21 protein-coding genes and 1 pseudogene are annotated in these 20,683 nt (G+C 42.4%); 16 read left to right on the top strand and 6 right to left on the bottom strand.

The genetic code is table 11. The annotated features are described in order from the left end of the window. Nucleotides 1–10: 10 nt before the first annotated feature. Complete coding sequence (gene rsmG / locus M0696_RS20965; protein ID WP_100275172.1) at nucleotides 11–730, top strand: 16S rRNA (guanine(527)-N(7))-methyltransferase RsmG; 720 nt, start codon at nucleotides 11–13, stop codon at nucleotides 728–730. 121 nt (nucleotides 731–851) lie between these two features. Further along, nucleotides 852–1,703, top strand: a complete 852-nt coding sequence (gene noc / locus M0696_RS20960; protein WP_003219249.1) for a nucleoid occlusion protein — start codon at nucleotides 852–854, stop codon at nucleotides 1,701–1,703. Between the two features lie 49 nt (nucleotides 1,704–1,752). On the opposite strand, the gene M0696_RS20955 is transcribed toward noc, so the two are convergent. Continuing rightward, complete coding sequence (locus M0696_RS20955; RefSeq protein ID WP_248602361.1) at nucleotides 1,753–2,193, bottom strand: PH domain-containing protein; 441 nt, start codon at nucleotides 2,191–2,193, stop codon at nucleotides 1,753–1,755. A 243-nt stretch (nucleotides 2,194–2,436) separates the two neighbouring features. Here M0696_RS20955 and soj point away from each other — a divergent pair, with 243 nt between their 5' ends. Both soj and spo0J read left to right on the top strand, forming a co-directional pair. Further along, nucleotides 2,437–3,198: a sporulation initiation inhibitor protein Soj gene (gene soj, locus M0696_RS20950; protein WP_003219244.1), complete on the top strand. Its 762-nt coding sequence runs from the start codon at nucleotides 2,437–2,439 to the stop codon at nucleotides 3,196–3,198. After that, nucleotides 3,191–4,036 carry a stage 0 sporulation protein Spo0J gene (gene spo0J, locus M0696_RS20945; protein WP_166846108.1) on the top strand — a complete coding sequence of 282 codons (846 nt, stop codon included), beginning with the start codon at nucleotides 3,191–3,193 and terminating at the stop codon, nucleotides 4,034–4,036. Before soj ends, spo0J begins: the two co-directional genes overlap by 8 nt. A 37-nt stretch (nucleotides 4,037–4,073) precedes the next feature. Here spo0J and yyaC read toward each other — a convergent pair whose 3' ends face one another. Next, the gene (gene yyaC, locus M0696_RS20940; protein ID WP_166846111.1) at nucleotides 4,074–4,691 is read right to left on the bottom strand and encodes a spore protease YyaC; all 618 of its coding nucleotides are present in this window, start codon (nucleotides 4,689–4,691) and stop codon (nucleotides 4,074–4,076) included. Nucleotides 4,692–5,252: 561 nt separating this feature from the next. Between yyaC and M0696_RS20935 the strand changes: the two genes are divergently transcribed. From M0696_RS20935 to M0696_RS20885, 11 genes are all read left to right on the top strand, one after another. Next, complete coding sequence (locus M0696_RS20935) at nucleotides 5,253–6,269, top strand: YkvI family membrane protein (RefSeq protein WP_222142471.1); 1,017 nt, start codon at nucleotides 5,253–5,255, stop codon at nucleotides 6,267–6,269. A gap of 93 nt (nucleotides 6,270–6,362) precedes the next feature. Beyond that, nucleotides 6,363–6,569: a DUF951 domain-containing protein gene (locus M0696_RS20930; RefSeq protein WP_166846114.1), complete on the top strand. Its 207-nt coding sequence runs from the start codon at nucleotides 6,363–6,365 to the stop codon at nucleotides 6,567–6,569. Between the two features lie 49 nt (nucleotides 6,570–6,618). After that, a complete protein-coding gene (locus M0696_RS20925) occupies nucleotides 6,619–8,622 on the top strand; it encodes a molybdopterin-dependent oxidoreductase (protein WP_222142436.1) in 2,004 nt (667 codons plus the stop codon). Nucleotides 8,623–8,748: 126 nt separating this feature from the next. Further along, entirely contained in the window at nucleotides 8,749–9,849 is a 1,101-nt protein-coding gene (gene ychF, locus M0696_RS20920; RefSeq protein ID WP_166846122.1) for a redox-regulated ATPase YchF, read from the top strand. A gap of 110 nt (nucleotides 9,850–9,959) precedes the next feature. Next, nucleotides 9,960–10,247 (top strand): 30S ribosomal protein S6, encoded by a 288-nt coding sequence (gene rpsF, locus M0696_RS20915; RefSeq protein WP_014115888.1) that lies wholly within the window; start codon nucleotides 9,960–9,962, stop codon nucleotides 10,245–10,247. Nucleotides 10,248–10,287: 40 nt separating this feature from the next. Continuing rightward, nucleotides 10,288–10,806, top strand: a complete 519-nt coding sequence (ssbA, locus tag M0696_RS20910) for a single-stranded DNA-binding protein SsbA (RefSeq protein ID WP_003219228.1) — start codon at nucleotides 10,288–10,290, stop codon at nucleotides 10,804–10,806. 43 nt (nucleotides 10,807–10,849) lie between these two features. Then, nucleotides 10,850–11,089, top strand: a complete 240-nt coding sequence (gene rpsR, locus M0696_RS20905) for a 30S ribosomal protein S18 (RefSeq protein ID WP_003219224.1) — start codon at nucleotides 10,850–10,852, stop codon at nucleotides 11,087–11,089. Nucleotides 11,090–11,149: 60 nt separating this feature from the next. Beyond that, on the top strand, nucleotides 11,150–11,908 hold the full coding sequence (gene xth / locus M0696_RS20900) for an exodeoxyribonuclease III (RefSeq protein ID WP_166846125.1): 759 nt from the start codon (nucleotides 11,150–11,152) through the stop codon (nucleotides 11,906–11,908). Between the two features lie 59 nt (nucleotides 11,909–11,967). After that, on the top strand, nucleotides 11,968–12,903 hold the full coding sequence (gene ccpB / locus M0696_RS20895; protein ID WP_222142435.1) for a transcriptional regulator CcpB: 936 nt from the start codon (nucleotides 11,968–11,970) through the stop codon (nucleotides 12,901–12,903). 55 nt (nucleotides 12,904–12,958) lie between these two features. Next, nucleotides 12,959–13,339 (top strand): VOC family protein, encoded by a 381-nt coding sequence (locus M0696_RS20890; RefSeq protein ID WP_166846131.1) that lies wholly within the window; start codon nucleotides 12,959–12,961, stop codon nucleotides 13,337–13,339. Between the two features lie 17 nt (nucleotides 13,340–13,356). Next, nucleotides 13,357–13,905 carry a sugar O-acetyltransferase gene (locus M0696_RS20885; RefSeq protein WP_222142434.1) on the top strand — a complete coding sequence of 183 codons (549 nt, stop codon included), beginning with the start codon at nucleotides 13,357–13,359 and terminating at the stop codon, nucleotides 13,903–13,905. Between the two features lie 34 nt (nucleotides 13,906–13,939). Here the strand turns inward: M0696_RS20885 and M0696_RS20880 are convergent, their stop codons facing one another. Beyond that, nucleotides 13,940–15,295: an MFS transporter gene (locus M0696_RS20880; protein ID WP_166846137.1), complete on the bottom strand. Its 1,356-nt coding sequence runs from the start codon at nucleotides 15,293–15,295 to the stop codon at nucleotides 13,940–13,942. 216 nt (nucleotides 15,296–15,511) lie between these two features. Between M0696_RS20880 and M0696_RS20875 the strand changes: the two genes are divergently transcribed. After that, nucleotides 15,512–16,411 (top strand): CPBP family intramembrane glutamic endopeptidase, encoded by a 900-nt coding sequence (locus tag M0696_RS20875; RefSeq protein WP_166846140.1) that lies wholly within the window; start codon nucleotides 15,512–15,514, stop codon nucleotides 16,409–16,411. On the opposite strand, the pseudogene M0696_RS20870 reads toward M0696_RS20875, so the two are convergent. The 3 genes and pseudogenes from M0696_RS20870 to M0696_RS20860 form a co-directional block, all read right to left on the bottom strand. Then, nucleotides 16,408–18,324 (bottom strand): annotated as a pseudogene (locus tag M0696_RS20870) (thioredoxin domain-containing protein); the annotation flags it as partial. The gene M0696_RS20875 and the pseudogene M0696_RS20870 sit on opposite strands and share 4 nt — an antisense overlap. 214 nt (nucleotides 18,325–18,538) lie before the next feature. Next, entirely contained in the window at nucleotides 18,539–19,672 is a 1,134-nt protein-coding gene (locus tag M0696_RS20865; protein WP_229148187.1) for an NADH-dependent flavin oxidoreductase, read from the bottom strand. A gap of 419 nt (nucleotides 19,673–20,091) precedes the next feature. Then, on the bottom strand, nucleotides 20,092–20,664 hold the full coding sequence (locus tag M0696_RS20860) for a TetR/AcrR family transcriptional regulator (RefSeq protein WP_161476532.1): 573 nt from the start codon (nucleotides 20,662–20,664) through the stop codon (nucleotides 20,092–20,094). Nucleotides 20,665–20,683: the final 19 nt, after the last annotated feature.

Genomic DNA, 20,683 nt, shown 5'->3' with positions numbered 1-20,683 from the left:
GGATGACGGCATGAATATTGAAGAATTCACTTCTAGTTTGGCGGAAAAAGGGATCTCCCTTTCTCCCCGTCAGCTGGAGCAATTTGAGCTGTATTACGACATGCTGGTTGAATGGAACGAAAAAATCAATCTGACTTCAATTACAGAGAAAAAAGAAGTGTATCTTAAGCATTTTTATGATTCCATTACAGCTGCTTTTTATGTCGACTTCAATCAAGTGAACACGATTTGTGATGTTGGAGCGGGAGCGGGTTTTCCGAGTCTTCCGATTAAAATATGCTTTCCGCACCTCCATGTCACAATCGTGGATTCACTAAATAAACGGATTACGTTTTTAGAAAAGTTGTCTGAAGCATTGCAATTGGAGAATACGACATTCTGCCATGACAGAGCTGAAACATTCGGACAGCGGAAAGACGTACGGGAAAGCTATGATATTGTGACAGCGCGAGCAGTTGCAAGACTATCTGTTTTGAGCGAACTTTGCCTGCCTCTAGTGAAGAAAAACGGGTTATTTGTTGCTTTAAAAGCTGCATCAGCTGAAGAAGAACTGAATGCCGGCAAAAAAGCGATCACGACGCTTGGAGGAGAACTTGAGAATATCCATTCCTTTAAGCTGCCTATTGAAGAAAGCGATCGTAATATTATGGTGATACGCAAGAAAAAAAATACACCTAAGAAGTATCCAAGAAAACCGGGAACTCCTAATAAATCGCCAATCGAAGGGTAATTTAGACAGCCTGATATGACAATACCATCATATTTTCATCAAAATTGGTGGATGTACAGCAGGAAAAACCATGAGAAAATAGAATTATAAAAATGGCAGTTTTTAAAGGTGGTGTAGGTACATGAAGCATTCATTCTCTCGTTTCTTCGGGCTTGGTGAGAAGGAACAGGAACCGGAGATTGCTGAACATGAGACAAACAAAGAAGAGATTCTTGAAATACCGGTAAATGCTATCGTTCCCAACCGTTTTCAGCCACGCACCATTTTCTCAGATGAAAAAATCAAAGAGTTAGCAATGACCATTCATACACACGGCATTATTCAGCCGATTGTTGTCAGGCATACAGAAGAAGAAGGCCAATACGAACTCATTGCAGGTGAAAGACGCTGGAGAGCGGTACAATCGCTCGAGTGGGAAAAGATTCCGGCTATTATTAAGGATTTTTCCGACACGGAAACCGCTTCTGTGGCGTTAATTGAAAACTTGCAGCGGGAAGAACTGTCTTCTATTGAGGAAGCGCATGCCTATGCTCGGCTTCTTGAACTGCATGACTTAACACAGGAAGCACTCGCACAGCGTTTAGGAAAAGGGCAATCTACAATTGCGAATAAGCTGCGGTTATTAAAGCTGCCTCAGCCGGTTCAGGACGCGATTATGGAGAAGAAAATCACTGAGCGTCACGCCAGAGCGCTGATTCCGCTAAAGCAGCCTGAGCTCCAAGTCACACTGCTCACAGAGATTATTGAGAAAAGTTTAAATGTAAAGCAGACGGAAGACCGCGTGGTGAAAATGCTGGAGCAAGGCCAGAGAAAACCAAAGCCTAGACGCAAAGCGTTCAGCAGAGATACAAGAATTGCAATGAACACGATTCGCCAGTCACTATCAATGGTTGAAGACAGCGGTGTAAAATTGAATACGGAAGAAGAAGAATTTGAAGAATATATTCAATTAACGATTCGCATACCAAAATAAAAGCTCTCCTGAAAAGCAGGAGAGCTTTTATTTTTATGGTAAAAGGAAATCAATTACTTTTAGTGAATAATGTTATATTAGAATTTTTTTCTTCAAGCTTGTGGATAAATTCTTCAGTATCTTGCGGAGAAATCACCGCATGTCCCCAGCCTCCCTGATAATATATCGTGATGGCATGACGAGAGCCAATCAGACGAAAACCTGACCACAGCTTCTTTTTTTGAACCACTTTGTCAATTTTTTCGTAAGGAATTTGGTGTTTGATCAGTCCTGCTTTAATGATTAGATGATGTTCTCTCAATACATATTTCAGATCAATAAAGCTCCAAATGATAAGCACATTTAAAAGAGTCAGCAGAGTAAAAATGATCCAGCCTGAAATCCTTGCATTTCCCAGTACAAAAGGAACAATGGCATCTGCTTGTATCAGTAATATGAGGAACACAATCATCAGTGTAACGGGTATATCTCTCTTTGTTTTAAAAACCATATTCTCACCATCCTGTACGTTCTGCACTGTAACTTCTTCTTTTTTTCTTTAAGAAATCCCTTTTTTAAGTCAAAAAAACATAGAAGTTGCAGAATTTATAAGAGAAAGCATATGGCATGCTTGAATCTTCAATTATTTCCCTTCTGATTCGGAACAAAATGATGAAAAAAATGAAACGCTTTAATCTTTTTTTGATAGAATAGAATCAAGATAGTACATGTTCATGTGAAAGTAGGTGACATCGTGGGAAAAATCATAGCAATTACGAACCAAAAAGGCGGAGTGGGCAAAACAACGACGTCTGTCAACCTTGGGGCATGCTTAGCTTACATAGGGAAAAGGGTTCTGCTGGTAGATATTGATCCGCAGGGAAATGCGACAAGCGGATTAGGGATTGAAAAAGCCGATGTAGAGCAGTGTGTGTACGACATTTTAGTAGATGATGCAGATGTAATAGATATTATTAAGGCAACGACAGTAGAGAACTTGGACGTGATTCCTGCGACGATTCAGCTTGCCGGAGCTGAAATCGAGCTGGTTCCGACGATTTCAAGAGAAGTAAGACTGAAGAGGGCGCTTGAAGCTGTAAAGCAGAACTATGATTATATTATTATTGATTGTCCGCCGTCATTAGGGCTGCTGACGATTAATGCGCTTACTGCCTCAGATTCCGTTGTGATTCCTGTACAGTGCGAATATTATGCTTTAGAGGGACTCAGCCAGTTATTAAATACAGTACGACTTGTGCAGAAGCATTTGAATACTGATTTAATGATTGAAGGTGTATTGCTGACAATGCTTGATGCCCGGACGAATCTCGGCATTCAAGTCATTGAAGAGGTTAAAAAATATTTTAGGGATAAAGTATATAAGACGGTTATTCCGCGTAACGTCCGTCTGAGCGAGGCACCGAGTCACGGAAAACCCATCATTTTATACGACCCGCGATCAAGAGGTGCGGAAGTATATTTAGATTTAGCAAAGGAAGTGGCTGCGAATGGCTAAAGGCCTTGGAAAAGGGATTAATGCGTTGTTTAATCAGGTCGATTTGTCTGAAGAGACAGTTGAAGAAATTAAAGTTGCCGATTTACGCCCTAATCCTTATCAGCCAAGAAAACACTTTGATGACGAGGCATTAGCTGAACTAAAAGAATCTGTGCTGCAGCATGGCATTCTCCAGCCGCTGATCGTCAGAAAATCATTAAAAGGCTATGATATTGTTGCGGGAGAACGGCGTTTTCGAGCGGCAAAACTGGCGGGTTTAGACACAGTTCCGGCAATTGTCCGTGAATTATCAGAGGCATTAATGAGAGAAATTGCTTTATTGGAAAACCTTCAGCGTGAAGATTTGTCACCGCTTGAAGAGGCTCAGGCCTATGACTCCTTGCTGAAACACTTAGATCTCACGCAAGAACAACTTGCCAAACGTCTTGGGAAAAGCAGACCGCATATTGCGAATCATTTACGATTGCTGACACTGCCAGAAAACATTCAGCAACTTATTGCTGAAGGTACGCTTTCTATGGGACATGGACGCACGCTTCTTGGCCTGAAAAACAAAAATAAGCTTGAGCCACTTGTACAAAAAGTGGTTGCCGAACAGCTCAATGTTCGCCAGCTTGAGCAGCTGATTCAACAGTTAAATCAGAATGTTTCACGTGAAACAAAGAAAAAAGAACCTGTGAAAGACGCGGTTATAAAAGAACGGGAATCCTATCTTCAAAATTATTTTGGAACAACGGTTAATATTAAAAGACAAAAGAAAAAAGGCAAAATCGAAATTGAGTTTTTCTCTAATGAAGATCTTGACCGGATTTTAGAGCTTTTGTCTGAACGAGAATAATAAAGAAACCATCTTTCATGAGAAGATGGTTTTTGTTTTATATTCGCCCAGTGAGCCTATGCAGCGGGTTAAGGCGTTCCTGCCTCCACTCGGTTCGATCTGTTAAACTCAATCCTTCAGCTAGAACATTTGCCATATTCATGACCAAGTGCAGCCTTGTATTTTGCAATACAAAGTATTCCATAAAACCACTCACATTCACAATTCCGTTAATATGAAGATCTCCCACTTCAGGAAGGTCTTTTTGCACACCGGCTCCAGGCTTTAATGGTCCTGCTCCGATTTGAAACGATCCTACACTTTTGACGCGTCCTAAGCATGCATCAACCGCTATAATAAATGGGTTTTTATGTAATTTTTGAATGTCATTGATTTTATCCTTCATGTTCACAGCGTGGACGGGATCAGATAAGGTGCCATAGACATGGAATCTAGTGAGTGGCATTTGTTTGAGTTTCATGCCTACGAGCGGACCTAATGAATCACCGGTTGAACGGTCTGTTCCGATACAAACCACGACAATTGGTTTGCCGGCAGCTTTACGTAAGGATGAAGAAAGGATGGTTTGGATTTGTTTTGCTGCAGCTGCATCTGTATGTGAAACATATTGCTTTACTCGTTCCTGAGAGGAAAAAAGCCCGCCTTTTCGATTCATAGGTTTCACTTCCTTGTTATAGTAGGTAACAGAATTGCTATGGTATGTGTTTAGTTATGTAAGGTTGTTTACAGTATATCCAGCAGTATGATTTTTTATGCTTTGTGTATGACACCGGATATTTTCAAAAATAGAGGATTGTTATGAGTGGTTAGAGGGTTGATTATAAGTATTGTGTCTCAATGCCTTTATTATGATCAAGCTGTGGTCTGCTTATAAAACAGTTGAAAATACATAGATGTCTACATTGGTAGGGCAATACCGACGAAGTTAACGATTCTGGTTTTCAATCCGTCTGTTATTCCGATCTTGTCATGCACAACATTATCTATTTTCGTCAGTATAGGATATCTGGGTGAAGATGCATACAGAGGTACTTTCTTTAATTCCGCGGGCAAACTACTATTCCGTTTTAGACTGCCTTTACCAGATTTTTATGTGTATTTCGTATGATAATTTCACCTTGTGGTCATTGTCTATGAAAATATGGCATGTTTGCTTTCAGTTATTTATATAGTAACAATAACGGGAACAAGCTGAACTCTGTGCTATGAGGTGATGATGTTGTGGAGAGCCGGAATGAAGTGGATGCTGCTCATATTAGGGAGCCTGATCGGGGCCGGATATGCGAGCGGTCAGGAGATATGGCAGTTTTTTGGGGTGGAAAGCGGACTTGCTATTGTGCTGTTTACAATCATGTTCATTTTCTCGTCTTATATAGTGATGAAAATCAGTTTTAAGGTTCAATCCACTCATTTTCTGCCGGTTCTGGAACACTTGATGGGACCATGGCTGGCGAAAATTTATGATGTCCTCATCATTTTTTATTTATTTTCGACGACTATGGTGATGATTGCCGGAGGCGGTGTGACTCTGCAAATGTACAAGCTTCCTTTCTGGTGGGGAATTGCACTGATTTGCATCGTGACAGTGTGTTTGTTTTTCTGGGATGTGAAAGGAATATTATCAGTAAATGGTTTTTTAATACCCGTTTTAGTAGCGGGACTGTTGTATGCGCTGATCTCCTTTCAGAGCACTCATCACCATACGTGGACGATTGATTTGACTCGGCAGTATAACTGGCCTGCAAGCATTACGTTTACCTCTTTAAACATCCTTTCAGTTGTCGCGATTTTATCCTCCGTTGGGAAAGAAATGAAAGGACTCGGAGAAGCGAAAATCGCCAGTGTGGCAAGCGGTCTTATTTTTGGCGTAATCTCCTTTGTTTATAATGAAACGTTAGTGGAGCTGGCGGGCTCCCTTTCTCAATTTGAAATACCGTTGTTTGCCGTTTTGGAGGGTGCGCCTTATCTCCTTTTTTTATGTATGACGGCGGTGCTGTGCCTTGCAATTTACACGACGACGGTAGCTGGTTTGCTGGGGCTGTCCAGCCGGCTGATGGCCTTTATTCATATGCCGAGATGGGTGATTGTGTTGATTCTGTTAGTGTTAATGGTGCCTTTTACTTCTTTCGGGTTTTCTGATTTGATCGCGTTCTTGTACCCAATATACGGGATGCTGAATTTATATTTGTTAGTTTGTCTGCTGTTATATCCTATTTTGAGTAAATGGAAATAAGAGGATGTCTTTCTTTTCGGATATCTTGATTGCTCTTATGATCAGTTTTTTTGTACAATAGATACAGCAGTTTATGAAAAGAGGTGAAGGGTCTTGGCGGATAAAGACTTTGGCCTGAATGATGTTGTAGAAATGAAAAAACCGCATCCATGCGGAGCGAACAGCTGGAAAATTATACGCATGGGAATGGATATTCGAATTAAGTGTGAGGGATGCTCTCACAGTGTTATGATTCCGAGAAAAGAATTTGAAAGAAAACTAAAAAAAGTACTAATTAAGCATGAGGAGCCTACTTCGTAAAAGGCTGGCACTCATGCTTTTTCATATAGAAGGTAAGGAGAAGACGGCGATGAGCAAAGTGCATCAGTCAGCTTGTCCGCTGAATTGCTGGGACAGCTGCGGCTTTTTGGTGACTGTTGATGACGGAAAGGTAACAAAAGTGGACGGAGATCCGAACCATCCGATTACGGAAGGCAAAATCTGCGGCCGCGGCAGAATGCTTGAGACAAAAACAAACTCGCCTGAGCGGCTTCGCTATCCGATGAAAAAACAAAATGGCGAGTTTGTTCGGATTTCTTGGGAGCAGGCGCTTGATGAAATTGCCGGCAAGCTTAGGGAGATCAAGGAAACGTCAGAGACGACTGCTGTTTTGCACAGCCATGATTATGCGAATAACGGTTTGTTAAAAGCGCTAGATCAGCGTTTTTTTAATGGATATGGCGGCGTGACTGAAATCGTCGGAAGCATATGCTGGGGCTCCGGTATCGAGGCGCAAAGCTGGGATTTTGGCCGTTCGTACGGGCACGGTCCGCTTGATATTTACAACAGCAAACATGTTGTTGTGTGGGGAAGAAATGTATCCAGAACAAACATGCACTTATACCATCACTTGCAGCAGGTAAAGAAAAAGGGCGCCACGATTACGGTGATTGATCCGATCTTCAACCCGACTGCCAAGCTTGCAGACCGCTATATCTCTGTAAAGCCGGGAATGGATGGCTGGCTTGCGGCAGCTGTTTTGAAGGTTCTGATTGAGACAGGAAGAACGGATGAGACGTTTATTTCTAAGCACTCTGTCGGTTTTGATGATGTGAAAGAGCTTTTGAACACTGTTTCCTTAGAAGAGTTTATTGTGAAAACAGAAACTTCTATGGAGGAGCTGGAGTATCTGGCCGGTTTGTATGCTGATGGACCGGTGTCTACTTTTATGGGTCTCGGCATGCAGCGCTATAAAAACGGCGGCGAAACGATTCGCTGGATTGATGCACTCGTTGCGGCGAGCGGAAATGTCGGAATTAAAGGCGGCGGTGCGAATTTTGGGAATGTCCAGATCGGTGAGAGCTTTGCAAAAACGAAGCTGACGCTGCCGGAATTAAAAACAGCATCACGTTCGTTTTCAATGATGACACAGGCTGAAGAGGTGCTGACGGCTGCTGATCCAGCTATTGAGATGATTATCGTGACGTGCGGAAACCCGCTGACCCAGGTGCCGAATACCAATAAAGTAAGACAAGCGTTTGAAAAAGTGCCGATGACGGTAGCGATTGATTCTATCATGACGGATACGGCAAAGCTTTGTGACTATGTTTTGCCGACAGCCACTGTTTTTGAAGAAGAGGATATCTACTATTCCAGCATGTATCATCATTACGTTCAGTACGGAAAGAAGCTTGTGGAGCCGCAGGGTGAAGCGAAGTCGGACAGCTGGATCTGGTCAGAGCTTGCAAAACGCCTCGGATTTGGCGAGCTATTTGAACACAGCACTGAAGAATTTTTGGAGATGGGGCTTTCTTCATTGGAAGCAGAGGATATGACACTTGAGCAATTGAAAGAAAAAGGCCACCTCCCTCTTCCAGTCAAGCAAGTGCCGTGGGATGATTATCAGTTTTTGACGCCGAGCGGAAAATTTGAATTTACTTCGTCATTAGCTGAGGAAAAAGGATTTAGCGGCTTGCTTCAATTAAACGTGCCCGAAGAATCAGTTTTCCATAATGAGGAGTTAGCTGGAAAGTATCCTTATACGCTGTTGTCCATTCACCCGCAGCGTTCTAATCATTCTCAGCATGTACCGTTTATTGAAAAACTTCAGCACATTCAAGTCGATATTTCTCAGGATATAGCAGCTGGGCAGAATCTTCAGGACGGAGATGAGGTTGTCATTTTTAATGACCGCGGGCGCTTGAAGGGCAAGGTGAAGGTGATGAAGCAGGCTCATCCGAAGACGATTAATATAGACGAAGGCATGTGGGCGGCTTTTGGAGGTTCAGTCAATGCACTGACAAATGATACAAATTCTGATAATGGAATGGGAAGCACGCTTTTTGACTGTTTAGTAGGCTTGAAAAAAGCATAATCAAAGGGATTGGCAGGCTGAAAATGCTTTTTTGTCAGCTTGTCTTTTCCAGTGAACCTCCTTATAATTGCTCTAGGTTCAAAATACGTTCATACAATGACGGTTTTATATAGAGGAGATGAAAGAATGGCTTTAACAGCTGGAATTGTTGGTTTGCCAAACGTCGGGAAATCAACACTATTTAACGCAATTACACAGGCAGGTGCCGAATCAGCCAACTACCCGTTCTGTACGATTGATCCGAACGTGGGAATTGTAGAAGTACCTGATGATCGACTGCAAAAGCTGACTGAGCTGGTCAAACCGAAGAAGACTGTGCCGACTGCTTTTGAATTCACTGATATTGCAGGGATCGTAAAAGGCGCGTCTAAAGGTGAAGGACTCGGTAACAAATTCCTTTCTCACATTCGCCAGGTTGATGCAATTTGCCACGTTGTCCGTGCTTTTTCTGATGACAACATTACACACGTTTCCGGAAAAGTTGATCCGATTGATGACATTGAAACGATCAACCTTGAGCTGATCCTCGCTGATATGGAAACAGTTGAAAAGCGGATTACACGCGTCAGCAAACTTGCGAAGCAAAAAGATAAAGACGCTGTATTTGAGTTTGAGATTCTGTCTAAACTGAAAGAAGCGTTTGAGAGTGAAAAGCCTGCTCGTTCTGTAGAGTTCACTGAAGAGCAGCAAAAACTTGTGAAGCAGCTTCATTTACTGACTTCGAAGCCTATTTTGTACGTGGCCAATGTAAGTGAAGAAGAAGTCGCTGATCCGTCTGGCAATGAAAATGTAGCGAAGATTCGCGAGTACGCTGCCGGCGAAAACGCGGAAGTTATCGTTGTTTGTGCGAAAATCGAATCTGAAATCGCTGAGCTTGAAGGAGATGAAAAGCAAATGTTCCTTGAAGAGCTTGGCATTGAAGAATCAGGACTTGATCAGCTGATCAAAGCGTCTTATTCCCTTCTTGGCCTTGCAACGTATTTCACTGCTGGAGAACAGGAAGTCAGAGCTTGGACATTCAAAAAAGGCATGAAAGCCCCTGAATGTGCAGGAATTATTCATAGTGACTTTGAGCGCGGCTTCATTCGTGCTGAAACTGTTGCTTATGAGGATCTACTTGCTGGCGGCGGTATGGCAGGAGCGAAAGAAGCTGGAAAAGTCCGTCTTGAAGGGAAAGAGTACGTAGTTCAAGACGGAGATGTTATTCATTTCCGATTTAATGTATAGGATGCAGTTGTAAAGGGACAAGAGCTTTGGTATAATATAAAATTGTGAGTAATAGAATTATTGCTCCTTGCCCATTACGGGCCGCTTAGTCCAAAAGGAGGTGCAAACAGATGAGAAAGTACGAAGTTATGTACATTATCCGCCCAAACATTGACGATGAGTCTAAAAAAGCAGTTATCGAGCGTTTCAACAACGTTCTAACTTCTAACGGTGCGGAGATCACTGGAACAAAGGATTGGGGTAAACGTCGTCTTGCTTACGAAATCAACGATTTCCGTGACGGTTTCTACCAAATCTTAAACGTTCAAGCTGACGCTGCGGCAGTTCAAGAATTTGACCGTTTAGCTAAGATCAGTGACGATATCATTCGCCACATTGTTGTTAAAGAAGAAGAATAAGCAATTTTGAAATATATAATGGTAAAAGGTGGTCTTTCTTATGCTTAACCGAGTTGTATTAGTCGGAAGACTGACAAAAGACCCAGAGCTTCGTTATACGCCAAACGGTGCGGCTGTTGCTACGTTTACTCTTGCTGTGAATCGTACATTTACGAACCAGTCCGGAGAACGTGAGGCCGATTTCATTAATTGTGTCACTTGGAGAAGACAAGCCGAAAACGTTGCAAATTTCCTGAAAAAAGGAAGCCTTGCAGGCGTAGATGGCCGTTTACAAACAAGAAACTATGAAAACCAGCAAGGACAGCGTGTCTTCGTGACTGAGGTCCAAGCTGAAAGTGTTCAATTTCTTGAGCCGAAAAACGGCGGCGGTTCTGGTTCAGGTGGATACAACGAAGGAAACAGCGGCGGAGGCCAGTACTTTGGCGGAGGCCAAAATGATAATCCATTTGGGGGAAATCAAAACAACCAGAGACGCAATCAGGGGAACAGCTTTAATGATGACCCATTTGCCAACGACGGCAAACCGATTGACATCTCGGATGATGATCTTCCATTCTAATGTGATTATCGCCTAAAATGAAAAAGAAAGGAGGGAAATGACAATGGCAGGAGGACGCAGAGGCGGTCGTGCGAAACGCCGTAAAGTGTGTTATTTCACTTCTAACGGTATCACGCACATCGACTACAAAGATGTAGATCTTCTTAAAAAGTTTGTTTCTGAACGCGGTAAAATTTTACCACGTCGTGTAACTGGAACAAACGCTAAATACCAACGTAAATTGACTGCAGCGATTAAACGCGCTCGTCAAATGGCTTTACTTCCGTACGTAAGCGGTGAGTAAGCTGATACGTAAAGAGCAAGGACCTTTGGGTTCTTGCTCTTTTTTATAGGGGGATGAAACATGAAACTGATTTCTTGGAATGTAAACGGCCTGCGGGCTGTCATGAGAAAGATGGATTTCCTTTCTTATCTGAAGGAAGAGGATGCAGATATTATATGTCTTCAGGAAACGAAGATACAGGACGGCCAGGTTGATCTTCAGCCCGAAGGCTATCATGTGTATTGGAATTATGCAGTGAAAAAAGGATATTCCGGCACGGCTGTTTTCTCAAAACAAGAGCCGCTGCGTGTCATGTACGGTATTGGGATAGAAGAACATGACCAAGAAGGCAGAGTGATTACGCTGGAATTTGAAAACATGTTTGTGATGACTGTTTACACGCCCAATTCCAAAAGAGGATTGGAGCGGATCGATTACCGGATGCAATGGGAAGAAGCTTTATTATCTTATATTCTTGAATTGGATAAGAAAAAACCGGTCATTTTATGCGGCGATTTGAATGTAGCTCATCAGGAGATCGATTTGAAAAATCCAAAGGCGAACCGAAATAACGCTGGATTTTCTGATCAAGAGAGAAGGGCATTCACTCGTTTCTTAGAAGCTGGCTTTATTGACTCATTCCGTCACGTCTATCCTGATCTTGAAGGCGCTTATTCCTGGTGGTCGTATCGTGCCGGGGCCCGGGACAGAAATATCGGATGGCGCATCGATTATTTTATTGTTTCCGACAGGCTTAAGGAACAGATTGAGGATGCCAGCATATCTTCGGATGTCATGGGTTCCGACCATTGTCCTGTTGAACTTATGATCAATATATGATGAGATAGCAGTAAGGAATTTACACTTACTGCTTTTTTTATATGAAAAAGGAGAAAGAGATGGCAAACATAAAAGAGATTGCAAGACTGGCAAATGTATCTGTTTCGACTGTTTCGCGTGTATTAAATCATCATCCATATGTGTCTGAAGAAAAGAGAAAGCTTGTTCATCAAGTGATGAAGGAATTAGATTACACACCAAATCGAACCGCAATCGATCTCATTCGCGGGAAAACCCATACAGTCGGTGTGATTCTGCCTTATAGCGATCATCCCTGCTTTGATAAAATCATAAACGGGATCACCAAGGCGGCTTTTCAGCATGAGTATGCAACGACCCTCCTCCCCACCAATTATAACCCCGCTATTGAAATCAAATATCTAGAGCTGTTAAGAACGAAGAAAATAGACGGTCTCATTATTACATCCCGGGCAAATGACTGGGACAGCATTATCGCTTATCAGGAGTATGGGCCGATCATCGCATGTGAGGATACCGGAGACATTGATGTTCCATGTGCGTACAATGACAGAAAAGCTGCTTATGCAGATAGTTTCCGCTATCTAAAGAACCGCGGACATGAGAATATCGCTTTTACGTGCGTCAGAGAAGCCGACAGGAGTCCGAGCACGGCTGATAAGGCAGCGGCCTATAAAGCCGTCTGTGGGAGGCTGGAAGACCGTCATATGCTGTCTGGTTGCAATGATATGAATGACGGTGAGCGGGCAGCTGAGCACTTTTATATGAGCGGGCAGGTTCCGACTGCTATTTATGCAAATAGTGATGAAGTGGCAGCTGGAATTCATGTATTTGCCCAAAAGAATAAGTGGGATGTTGAAATCATTGGCGAGGGGAATTCTTCTATCAGCCGTGTTCTCGGTTTTCCATCGCTTGATTTGAATCTTGAGCAGCTCGGCATCGCAGCATTTTCTCTATTTTTGCAGGATGAACCCATTGATATCAAAATTCAGCATCAATTCGAGAAAAAAGCTTGAACTGAAATGCATTTCATACTTTATAACTTCATTGAAGGTGAAGGAGGAGGAAGAAATGCGGATTGAACATACAGCGATCTGGGTCAAAGATTTAGAGCGAATGAAGGCTTTTTATGAAACGTATTTTAATGGCAATGCGAATGATTTGTATCATAATGAGAAAAAAGATTTTAAGTCTTATTTTATTACGTTTGATTCCGGAGCAAGGCTGGAAATTATGAAAAAAGGAAATGTGACTGATCCGCCTTCACAAACGATGACAGGCTGGGCCCATATTGCCTTTTCCGTTGGAAGCCGGGAGAAGGTAGATGAACTGACTGCTCGATTGAAAAAGGATGGTTACGCAGTAGTAAACGGCCCTCGGACAACAGGGGACGGCTACTATGAAAGTGTGATTGAAGATGATGAAGGAAATTTGATTGAGATTACAATCTGACATCTGGAGTGACTTGAATGACAGAAAAAGAAAAAATGGCAGCCGGAGAATTATATAATCCGGAAGATCAACAACTACTCCTAGAACGCAAACATGCGAGACAGCTGATTAGACAATATAACGAAACACCAGAAGATGATGCAGTGCGGACGGGGCTTTTGACGGAGCTGCTCGGTTCTGTTGGTGACCAAGTCACGATTTTGCCGACTTTTCGCTGTGATTATGGCTGTCACATTCATATTGGAGACCATACATTTGTTAATTTTGATTGTGTCATTTTAGACGTGTGTGAGGTGCGTGTCGGACGTCACTGTTTGATTGCGCCAGGGGTACATATCTACACGGCCGGTCATCCTCTTGATCCGATTGATAGAAAGTCCGGGCTGGAGTTCGGTAAGCCTGTGACAATTGGAGATCATGTTTGGATCGGAGGCCGGGCAGTGATTAACCCAGGAGTGACGATCGGCGATAACGCGGTGATTGCATCGGGGTCTGTTGTGACTAAGGATGTGCCTGCTAATACTGTTGTAGGCGGAAACCCGGCGAGGATGTTGAAGGAATTGTAATGAGATCAGTGCGGCAGATCCGCACTGACTTTTTTTAAATCTGTTTCGCATTAGTGTTAGGGCCGAAGCAGATTAATAGCACGGAGCATGCGAGCCAGCAGCCGCCGATAAATAAAAAGACGCTGACATAGCCGAGCTGAACGGCGATAAATCCGACGAGCAATGAGCCGAAAATGTTTGAAAAGCGGCCGAGGCCATATGCTAAACCACTGCCTGACGAGCGGTATTCAGTCGGATAAGGTTCAGACGTATAAGCGTATAAGTTCGAGGTGAATACTCTTTCTGTGATATTCACGATAAAACCAAACACAATGATCATGATCGGAATAAAAGTCATGCCATATAAGAGTCCGGCAATAGCCGTCAGAAACGCGCTGGCAGCTAGGATCCATTTTCTCTGGAATGTTTCAGAAATCATTGAACCGAGTAATGCGCCAAGCGGAGCGCCGACGGAGTGTAATACGTTATACCACAATGTATTTTCCATGGAGACTCCATTGCTTTTTAACAGGCTGGGAACCCATGAGGCAAATCCGTAAAATCCAAACGTTTCAAAAATCCATACAGCAGATAACACGATGGTGATTTTGAGGTTTCTTCCTTTCAATAGCCCTGCGTAACCTGCATGCTGCTGAACAGTTCCGCTTGTTTTGGGCTGAGCTGGTGCCGGAAGCGGGCCTTTCTCTTGTTCAACCTGCGCCTCAATTCTGTTAAGGATCGCATCTGCTTTCGCGTATTCACCGCGATTTTCGTGCCAGCGGGGTGACTCTTCGAGACGGCGGATAAAGAAAAAATAAATAAGGCCGACGGCACCCCATACAAATACAAGCCTCCATCCCCATGAACCGAGCGGAATGACAAAGGCAGACACAATATTGGTGATCGGAACGCCGATCAATCCAATCATGGCACAGAAAGAAATATATTTCCCGCGGACACTGGAAGGGAAAAATTCCGCCAAATAGCTATTGGTAATGACCATGGCTGCTGCGACACCAAATCCGGTAAGAAAACGGAATGCCATTAAAGACGGGATGTCCCATGCCGTGGCATTGCATAGCGATGCGATTGAGAAAACAAAAACAAATAGATTTAAGGCTTTTTTTCGGCCAATTCGATCGGACAGCCTTCCACCCAGTGATGCGCCTAAAAACATGCCTAAAAACGAAGCTGCCGTTACATTGGCAATGGTTGAAAGCGGGATGCCCCAATGCTCGATCAGTGCCGGCGCTACATTGCTGAGGGTAAATAAATCTGCAAGATCGAAGAAATAAACAATGCCGAGAGCGGTTAATACTTGGAAGTGAACGCGAGAAATCGGAAGGCGGTCTAAACGATTCGCTGCGTTTGAGAAAGGATGTGTGTTCTTCTGTTTGAAGATCGTATTCATAAAAAACCCCCTTTTGAGTAGTAAGAAAAGACTGAAAACTCCCCTCTTGGGAATATTATAAGTATCTTGATTCATTGGCGACAGAGTTCAAATCACTAGATGGAAGAACTAAATTCACACTTTTTTTCTTAAAAGATTTCCAAAACAGTAGATTCGCAGACCAATTTATGCAAATATATAGTAATATTCTCATTGAAAGGAAGAGACATAGAAGGAATGAATTCATTTATCCGTCCTATAGAAGGAAACAATACGTTGTGGAGATATTTTTTCGCCTTTTTGGTGATGGTAGGTTTATATGTATTTGGGAATATTGCTTACCTTTTTGCTATACTGTTCACGGTTATTGTGAATCCCGATATCACGTTTGATTTAGATGAAGCTGTGCTGAGTGATCCTCTCGTAGATCTTTATTTGTCTCATGTCATTTATTTATTTGCGATTCCAGGAGTATGGCTGGCTGTCCGCTTTATTCTGAAACGGCCATTTCGAACGGTCATTACGCCAAATGCAAAGATCAATTGGCGGAGAATTTTCTTTGGCTTTATTGCTTATTTCCTGCTGATGATCGCCGTACAATTGATTGATTTTGCGATTCATCCTGGCAGCTATTCAATGCAAGACGTTGATGCTTCACGGTTTATATGGCTGCTAGCGGCGGCCCTCATTTTGGTTCCGTTTCAAACATCAGCGGAAGAACTATTTTTCAGGGGATTTTTGCTTCAAGCTTTCGGGAGAATAACGAAAAATCCACTTATCTTGACATTGATTGTCGGAGGCTTGTTTGGCGTATTACATTTTGCGAATCCAGAAATGAACAATGGCGCTGTCTGGGCAGGAATTGAGTACTTAACATTTGGTTTTGTGTGGACCTATTACACGATTAAAACGGGCAGTATTGAAATATCACTTGGCGCCCACGCCGCGAATAATATGTTTTTGTGTATGTTTATCACAGAAAAAAACAGTGTGTATGGAGGAATTCCGTCCTTATTTACAGTTACGCGGGGGAACCCGATGTGGGAGGCTTTATTTACGATAGCGGTCAATCTTGTTTTTGCGGGAATTGCTTTATGGTACCATAAGAAATCACAAAGTAAGCAGCAAGGGTCTTAATCCCTGCTGCTTATTAACGTTTGGATGGCTTCATCGATATTTGTTGTCGGCTGCTGGCAGGCGAAGTTTTCGCAAATATACACGGTTGTTTTGCCTTCTATGATGCGGTAATCCGCTGCGAATGGTGCTATGTCTTTGCATTGATCAGGATGCTCTGCTACCAGAATGGAGTCATTGGGCTTAAAGGCTTTTTGAAGCGCAGTTATCAAATGTTTTCTGTCTGGATCGTCTGGGCTGCCAAAAATAACGATTTCTTTTTTAGGCGTTACATGCTTTAACACACTTTGCATAAAGAAAGCATGGCCGCTCGGATACGCATCAATATCCGGCTTGAATACAGAAAACATCGTTTCTGCTTTTTCAATCAGTGATAAGTCCCCTGTGACTTGTCCGAGGCGCAGCAGCTGAACGGCTGCCACGCTGTTTCCGGAAGGCACGGCGCCGTCGTACACTTCTTTTTCCCGGACGATTAAGGCTTCTGCATCGTGACCGGTGAAATAGAATCCGCCATGCTCCTCATCCCAAAATAAGCCGACCATATCGTCTGTCAGATTCTTCGCTTTTTCTAAATAAGCAAGATCAAACGAAGCTTCATAGAGATCCAAATAAGCCCATAGGAGAAAAGCGTAATCGTCGATGAAGCCTTTGTTTTTCACTTCGCCGTCACGATATCGGACCATCACACGGCCGTCGATGATTAATTTGTTTTCAATAAATGTGATGGCATCTTCCGCTAAGCTGAGATATTTCGGTTCCTGGTATACCTTTGCCGCTTTGGCGAGACCCGCGATCATCAACGCGTTCCATGAGGTCAGCACTTTATCATCGACGTGCGGATAGGTTCTTTCTTCGCGTGTTTTCAAGAGCTGTTGTCTTGCGTCCTCGAGCTTGAGGCTGAGCTCTTCCTCGGTTAACCCGGCATCCGCTTTGATTTGTTCACGCTTTGTGTGAATGAGATTCGGAATATTTTTGCCTTCAAAATTCCCTTTTTCGGTGATGTCATACACTTGGCAATACAGCGTTCCGAGATCGTCTCCGAGCGTTTTCAGGATCTCTTCCTTTGACCACACGTAGTATTTTCCTTCTTCTCCTTCAGTGTCCGCGTCTAAAGCGGAGAAAAAGCTTCCGTCTTCATGGGTCATTTCCCGCTGAATGAACGTAATGATCTGCTCGCAAATCTCTTGATACCGGCTGTTTTGTGTAACCTGATAGGCTTCTGCATAAGCGGTCAGCAGCAGCGCATTGTCGTACAGCATTTTTTCAAAGTGGGGAACGAGCCACTCGTCATCGGTCGAGTAACGGGCGAATCCATAGCCGATATGATCGTAAATGCCGCCATTCGCCATGCTGTCCAGCGTTTTCGTGACGTTGTATAGAGCATTCTCCTGCCCCGTATTGTGGTGATAACGAAGCAAATACATCAGCATATGGGGCATCGGAAATTTTGGAGCCTGTCCGAAGCCGCCGTAGATTGTATCAAACCCGTTGGCAAGCTGCTGGAATGTCCGGTGAATTGCTGACTCGCTAAGGCCTTCGCCTGATTTTGCAGCTGTTTTGGTCTGCAAATGTTTAGCGGCGTTCTCGGCAATATCCTCGACATGCTCGCGGTCGTTTGCAAACGTCTCAGACAGATGCTCAAGGACATCAACGAAACCGGGACGATTGAATTTACTCGTCTTTGGAAAATATGTACCCGCATAAAACGGCTTCTGATCAGGCGTGATAAACACATTCAAAGGCCAGCCGCCCTGCCCGGTCATCAGCTGGCAGATTCTCATATAAACAGAATCCACATCCGGCCGCTCTTCCCGGTCAACTTTAATCGCCACAAACCGTTCATTGAGAAGGCGTGCAATTTCTTCGTCCTCAAAGCTTTCGTGGGCCATGACATGGCACCACATACAAGTCATAAAAAAACAAGATGAATGCGTACTTCCATTTCGGCCCAGTACCAGCGCGTATAACTAGGGGCAGAGTCGTAAAGTCCTAGATCTGAGGGCTTTTTTTATATGGCAAATTTTCGATAAGATTTATTGATGGTATGAAAAGGAAGAACAAAAGACGTTGCTCACTAAAACATCTGCCCAGTCAACATCTTTTGTTCTTCATCATTAATTGTGGGTAAAATTATTCTTCAATCTTAAACCATGAACCTGAAGCTTGAATGGCAGTCCAAAGTTTTTCCGGAAGCTCAAGCTCGCTTACTTTTGACTTCCTAATTGCTGTCTTAATTTCAGCTTCGTTTCCATTCTGAACTTTTTCTATCCAGTCTGGATTCATAATTAACGCGTGCCCAATCGCTGCTAAGGTTAGCCCCTTATCTAATGCAGTTTTAACATCATCCGGAGTTACCATAGAACCAGCAGCCAGTACAGGAACTCGGCCGTTTACATGGTCAACAATTAACTCAAGATATGTTTTGTCATCTTGACTGTCGATTGGCTTTGAAGAAAGAGCATCCTTCAATGAAGCATGTATATAATCAATATCCTCTTCAATCAGACGTTCAATCAGTGCATAGGTATCCTTCATTCTCAAACCGCCTTCTTGAGGTTCGTCAGGAGAGATTCTGTATCCTAAAATAAACGGTTTAGTTGCATGCTTATCTATCACCTTTTTCACTTCTTGAACAATGGCCAGTGGGAATTTCATGCGGTTTTCTAATGATCCTCCCCATTGGTCTTCTCGTCTATTGAAGAAAGGTGAGAAGAAGTTTTGCATTAAAAATCCATGAGCCCCATGAAGCTCAACACCGTTGAAACCTGCTTCAATGGCTCTTCTTGTTGTTTCTCCAAAGGCATGAATCACTTCAAGTATTTCATCATGTGAAAGCTCTCTAGGTAATACCGAAGGAGCAAAGTCAGAAGCTTCAGTTGCCAAGGCACTGGAACTAACCACTTCTCCATCTGGGGTTAAATCCGGTAGTGCTTTGTTCCCTCCATGGAAAATTTGAAGAATCGCCGGAGCTCCACCACTTTTCGCAGCTTCAGCTAATTTTCGTAAACTTGGAATAAATTTATCGTCATAAGCTGCAAATTCATTCGTAAAACCAATTCCGTTTGGCTGAACATGAGTACAACCAGTTATAACGAGTCCTACTCCGTTGACTCTTTTTTGGTAATAAGTTAATTCTTCATCTGAAACTGTGTAATCATCATTACTTGACCAAGTTGTCATCGGTGCCATAACGACTCTATTTTTAAGAGTAACTCCATTTTTAAATGTGAATGTTTCAAATAAATTGTTATATTTTTCGTTCATGTTTTAACCTCTTTCTTAAGTAATTATTTATCTTATGTTGTAGTTTGTTTTATTTTATAAAAGCATAGCCAGTTTTTCTTTTTTCTTCATCACCCCTTTCAAATTAATCGATCGTTCGTTCATTTATTCTGCAAAAAAAATGATTCCTTGCCTGTCTTAACCTTCTTTAAACTAAAGATTCATTACACCTAAAGTTCCTCTTCCTTAGATATTCGTTATAATTTATTAATTTTAAAATAAAAGAACGTTCGTTCATTTATGTTTTAAAAAAACAATCTTGAACATCTGACTAAACTTGATAACCCCTATAATAAACGATCGTTCGATTATCGTCAACTCATTCATATTCAGAGGGAGTATTTTTTTAATAACCTTTGTTATTACTGCTTTCTCCCTCTATTTAAAAGTCGGATTGGCTCTTAAGCTTTTATTGCATCCCAACTCATTTGAATAACTTTGTTTAAATTAGCCTCATTTATAGTACATGTCCCATTAAAATGTTCCTTAACAAATTGCATCACTGGTTGGAGAGTAAAAATACTCAACAGGTTTGTATCAACTTGTTTGAACACACATTGTTTTTTTCCTTTCTCAAATAAACTATAGAGAGGCTCACACATGTCCGTGATTTCATCACGAGATATTTTGTTGAGCAGTGGTGAATTTTGAAACTGCTCTATAAATAAAAAGTAATCCTTATTAGCCAAAGTAAAATCAACAAATTTTCTTAAAGAGTCTTCAAATGCCTCTTGTAGTGGTAGCGAAGCATCAAAAGTATTAAAAATTGCCTCAGTCATCATATTCTTAACATGTAAATATAATTTGTTAAGTAGATCCTCCTTATTTTCGAAATAAACATAAATTGTTGAAGCAGACACTTTAGCCTTCTTGGCAATCTTCGACATAGAAGTCTCAGCAAGACCAATTTCATTTATAAGTTGGATAGTCGCATTAAAAATATTCTCGTTTTTGTTTTCGTCTTTATATCTCATGCGCCAATAATAAACGTTC

The organism is Bacillus rugosus (assembly GCF_023238245.1).
In the GTDB taxonomy this organism is placed as follows: domain Bacteria; phylum Bacillota; class Bacilli; order Bacillales; family Bacillaceae; genus Bacillus; species Bacillus rugosus.
This window is presented reverse-complemented; position numbering and strand designations above follow the sequence as displayed.

Coding starts and splice junctions, on each gene's coding strand:
- rsmG (WP_100275172.1), top strand. CDS start 11: ATGAATATTGAAGAATTCACTTCTAGTTTGGCGGAAAAAGGGATCTCC.
- noc (WP_003219249.1), top strand. CDS start 852: ATGAAGCATTCATTCTCTCGTTTCTTCGGGCTTGGTGAGAAGGAACAG.
- M0696_RS20955 (WP_248602361.1), bottom strand. CDS start 2,193: ATGGTTTTTAAAACAAAGAGAGATATACCCGTTACACTGATGATTGTG.
- spo0J (WP_166846108.1), top strand. CDS start 3,191: ATGGCTAAAGGCCTTGGAAAAGGGATTAATGCGTTGTTTAATCAGGTC.
- yyaC (WP_166846111.1), bottom strand. CDS start 4,691: ATGAATCGAAAAGGCGGGCTTTTTTCCTCTCAGGAACGAGTAAAGCAA.
- M0696_RS20935 (WP_222142471.1), top strand. CDS start 5,253: ATGTTGTGGAGAGCCGGAATGAAGTGGATGCTGCTCATATTAGGGAGC.
- M0696_RS20925 (WP_222142436.1), top strand. CDS start 6,619: ATGAGCAAAGTGCATCAGTCAGCTTGTCCGCTGAATTGCTGGGACAGC.
- ychF (WP_166846122.1), top strand. CDS start 8,749: ATGGCTTTAACAGCTGGAATTGTTGGTTTGCCAAACGTCGGGAAATCA.
- rpsF (WP_014115888.1), top strand. CDS start 9,960: ATGAGAAAGTACGAAGTTATGTACATTATCCGCCCAAACATTGACGAT.
- ssbA (WP_003219228.1), top strand. CDS start 10,288: ATGCTTAACCGAGTTGTATTAGTCGGAAGACTGACAAAAGACCCAGAG.
- rpsR (WP_003219224.1), top strand. CDS start 10,850: ATGGCAGGAGGACGCAGAGGCGGTCGTGCGAAACGCCGTAAAGTGTGT.
- xth (WP_166846125.1), top strand. CDS start 11,150: ATGAAACTGATTTCTTGGAATGTAAACGGCCTGCGGGCTGTCATGAGA.
- ccpB (WP_222142435.1), top strand. CDS start 11,968: ATGGCAAACATAAAAGAGATTGCAAGACTGGCAAATGTATCTGTTTCG.
- M0696_RS20890 (WP_166846131.1), top strand. CDS start 12,959: ATGCGGATTGAACATACAGCGATCTGGGTCAAAGATTTAGAGCGAATG.
- M0696_RS20885 (WP_222142434.1), top strand. CDS start 13,357: ATGACAGAAAAAGAAAAAATGGCAGCCGGAGAATTATATAATCCGGAA.
- M0696_RS20880 (WP_166846137.1), bottom strand. CDS start 15,295: ATGAATACGATCTTCAAACAGAAGAACACACATCCTTTCTCAAACGCA.
- M0696_RS20875 (WP_166846140.1), top strand. CDS start 15,512: ATGAATTCATTTATCCGTCCTATAGAAGGAAACAATACGTTGTGGAGA.
- M0696_RS20865 (WP_229148187.1), bottom strand. CDS start 19,672: ATGAACGAAAAATATAACAATTTATTTGAAACATTCACATTTAAAAAT.
- M0696_RS20860 (WP_161476532.1), bottom strand. CDS start 20,664: ATGAGATATAAAGACGAAAACAAAAACGAGAATATTTTTAATGCGACT.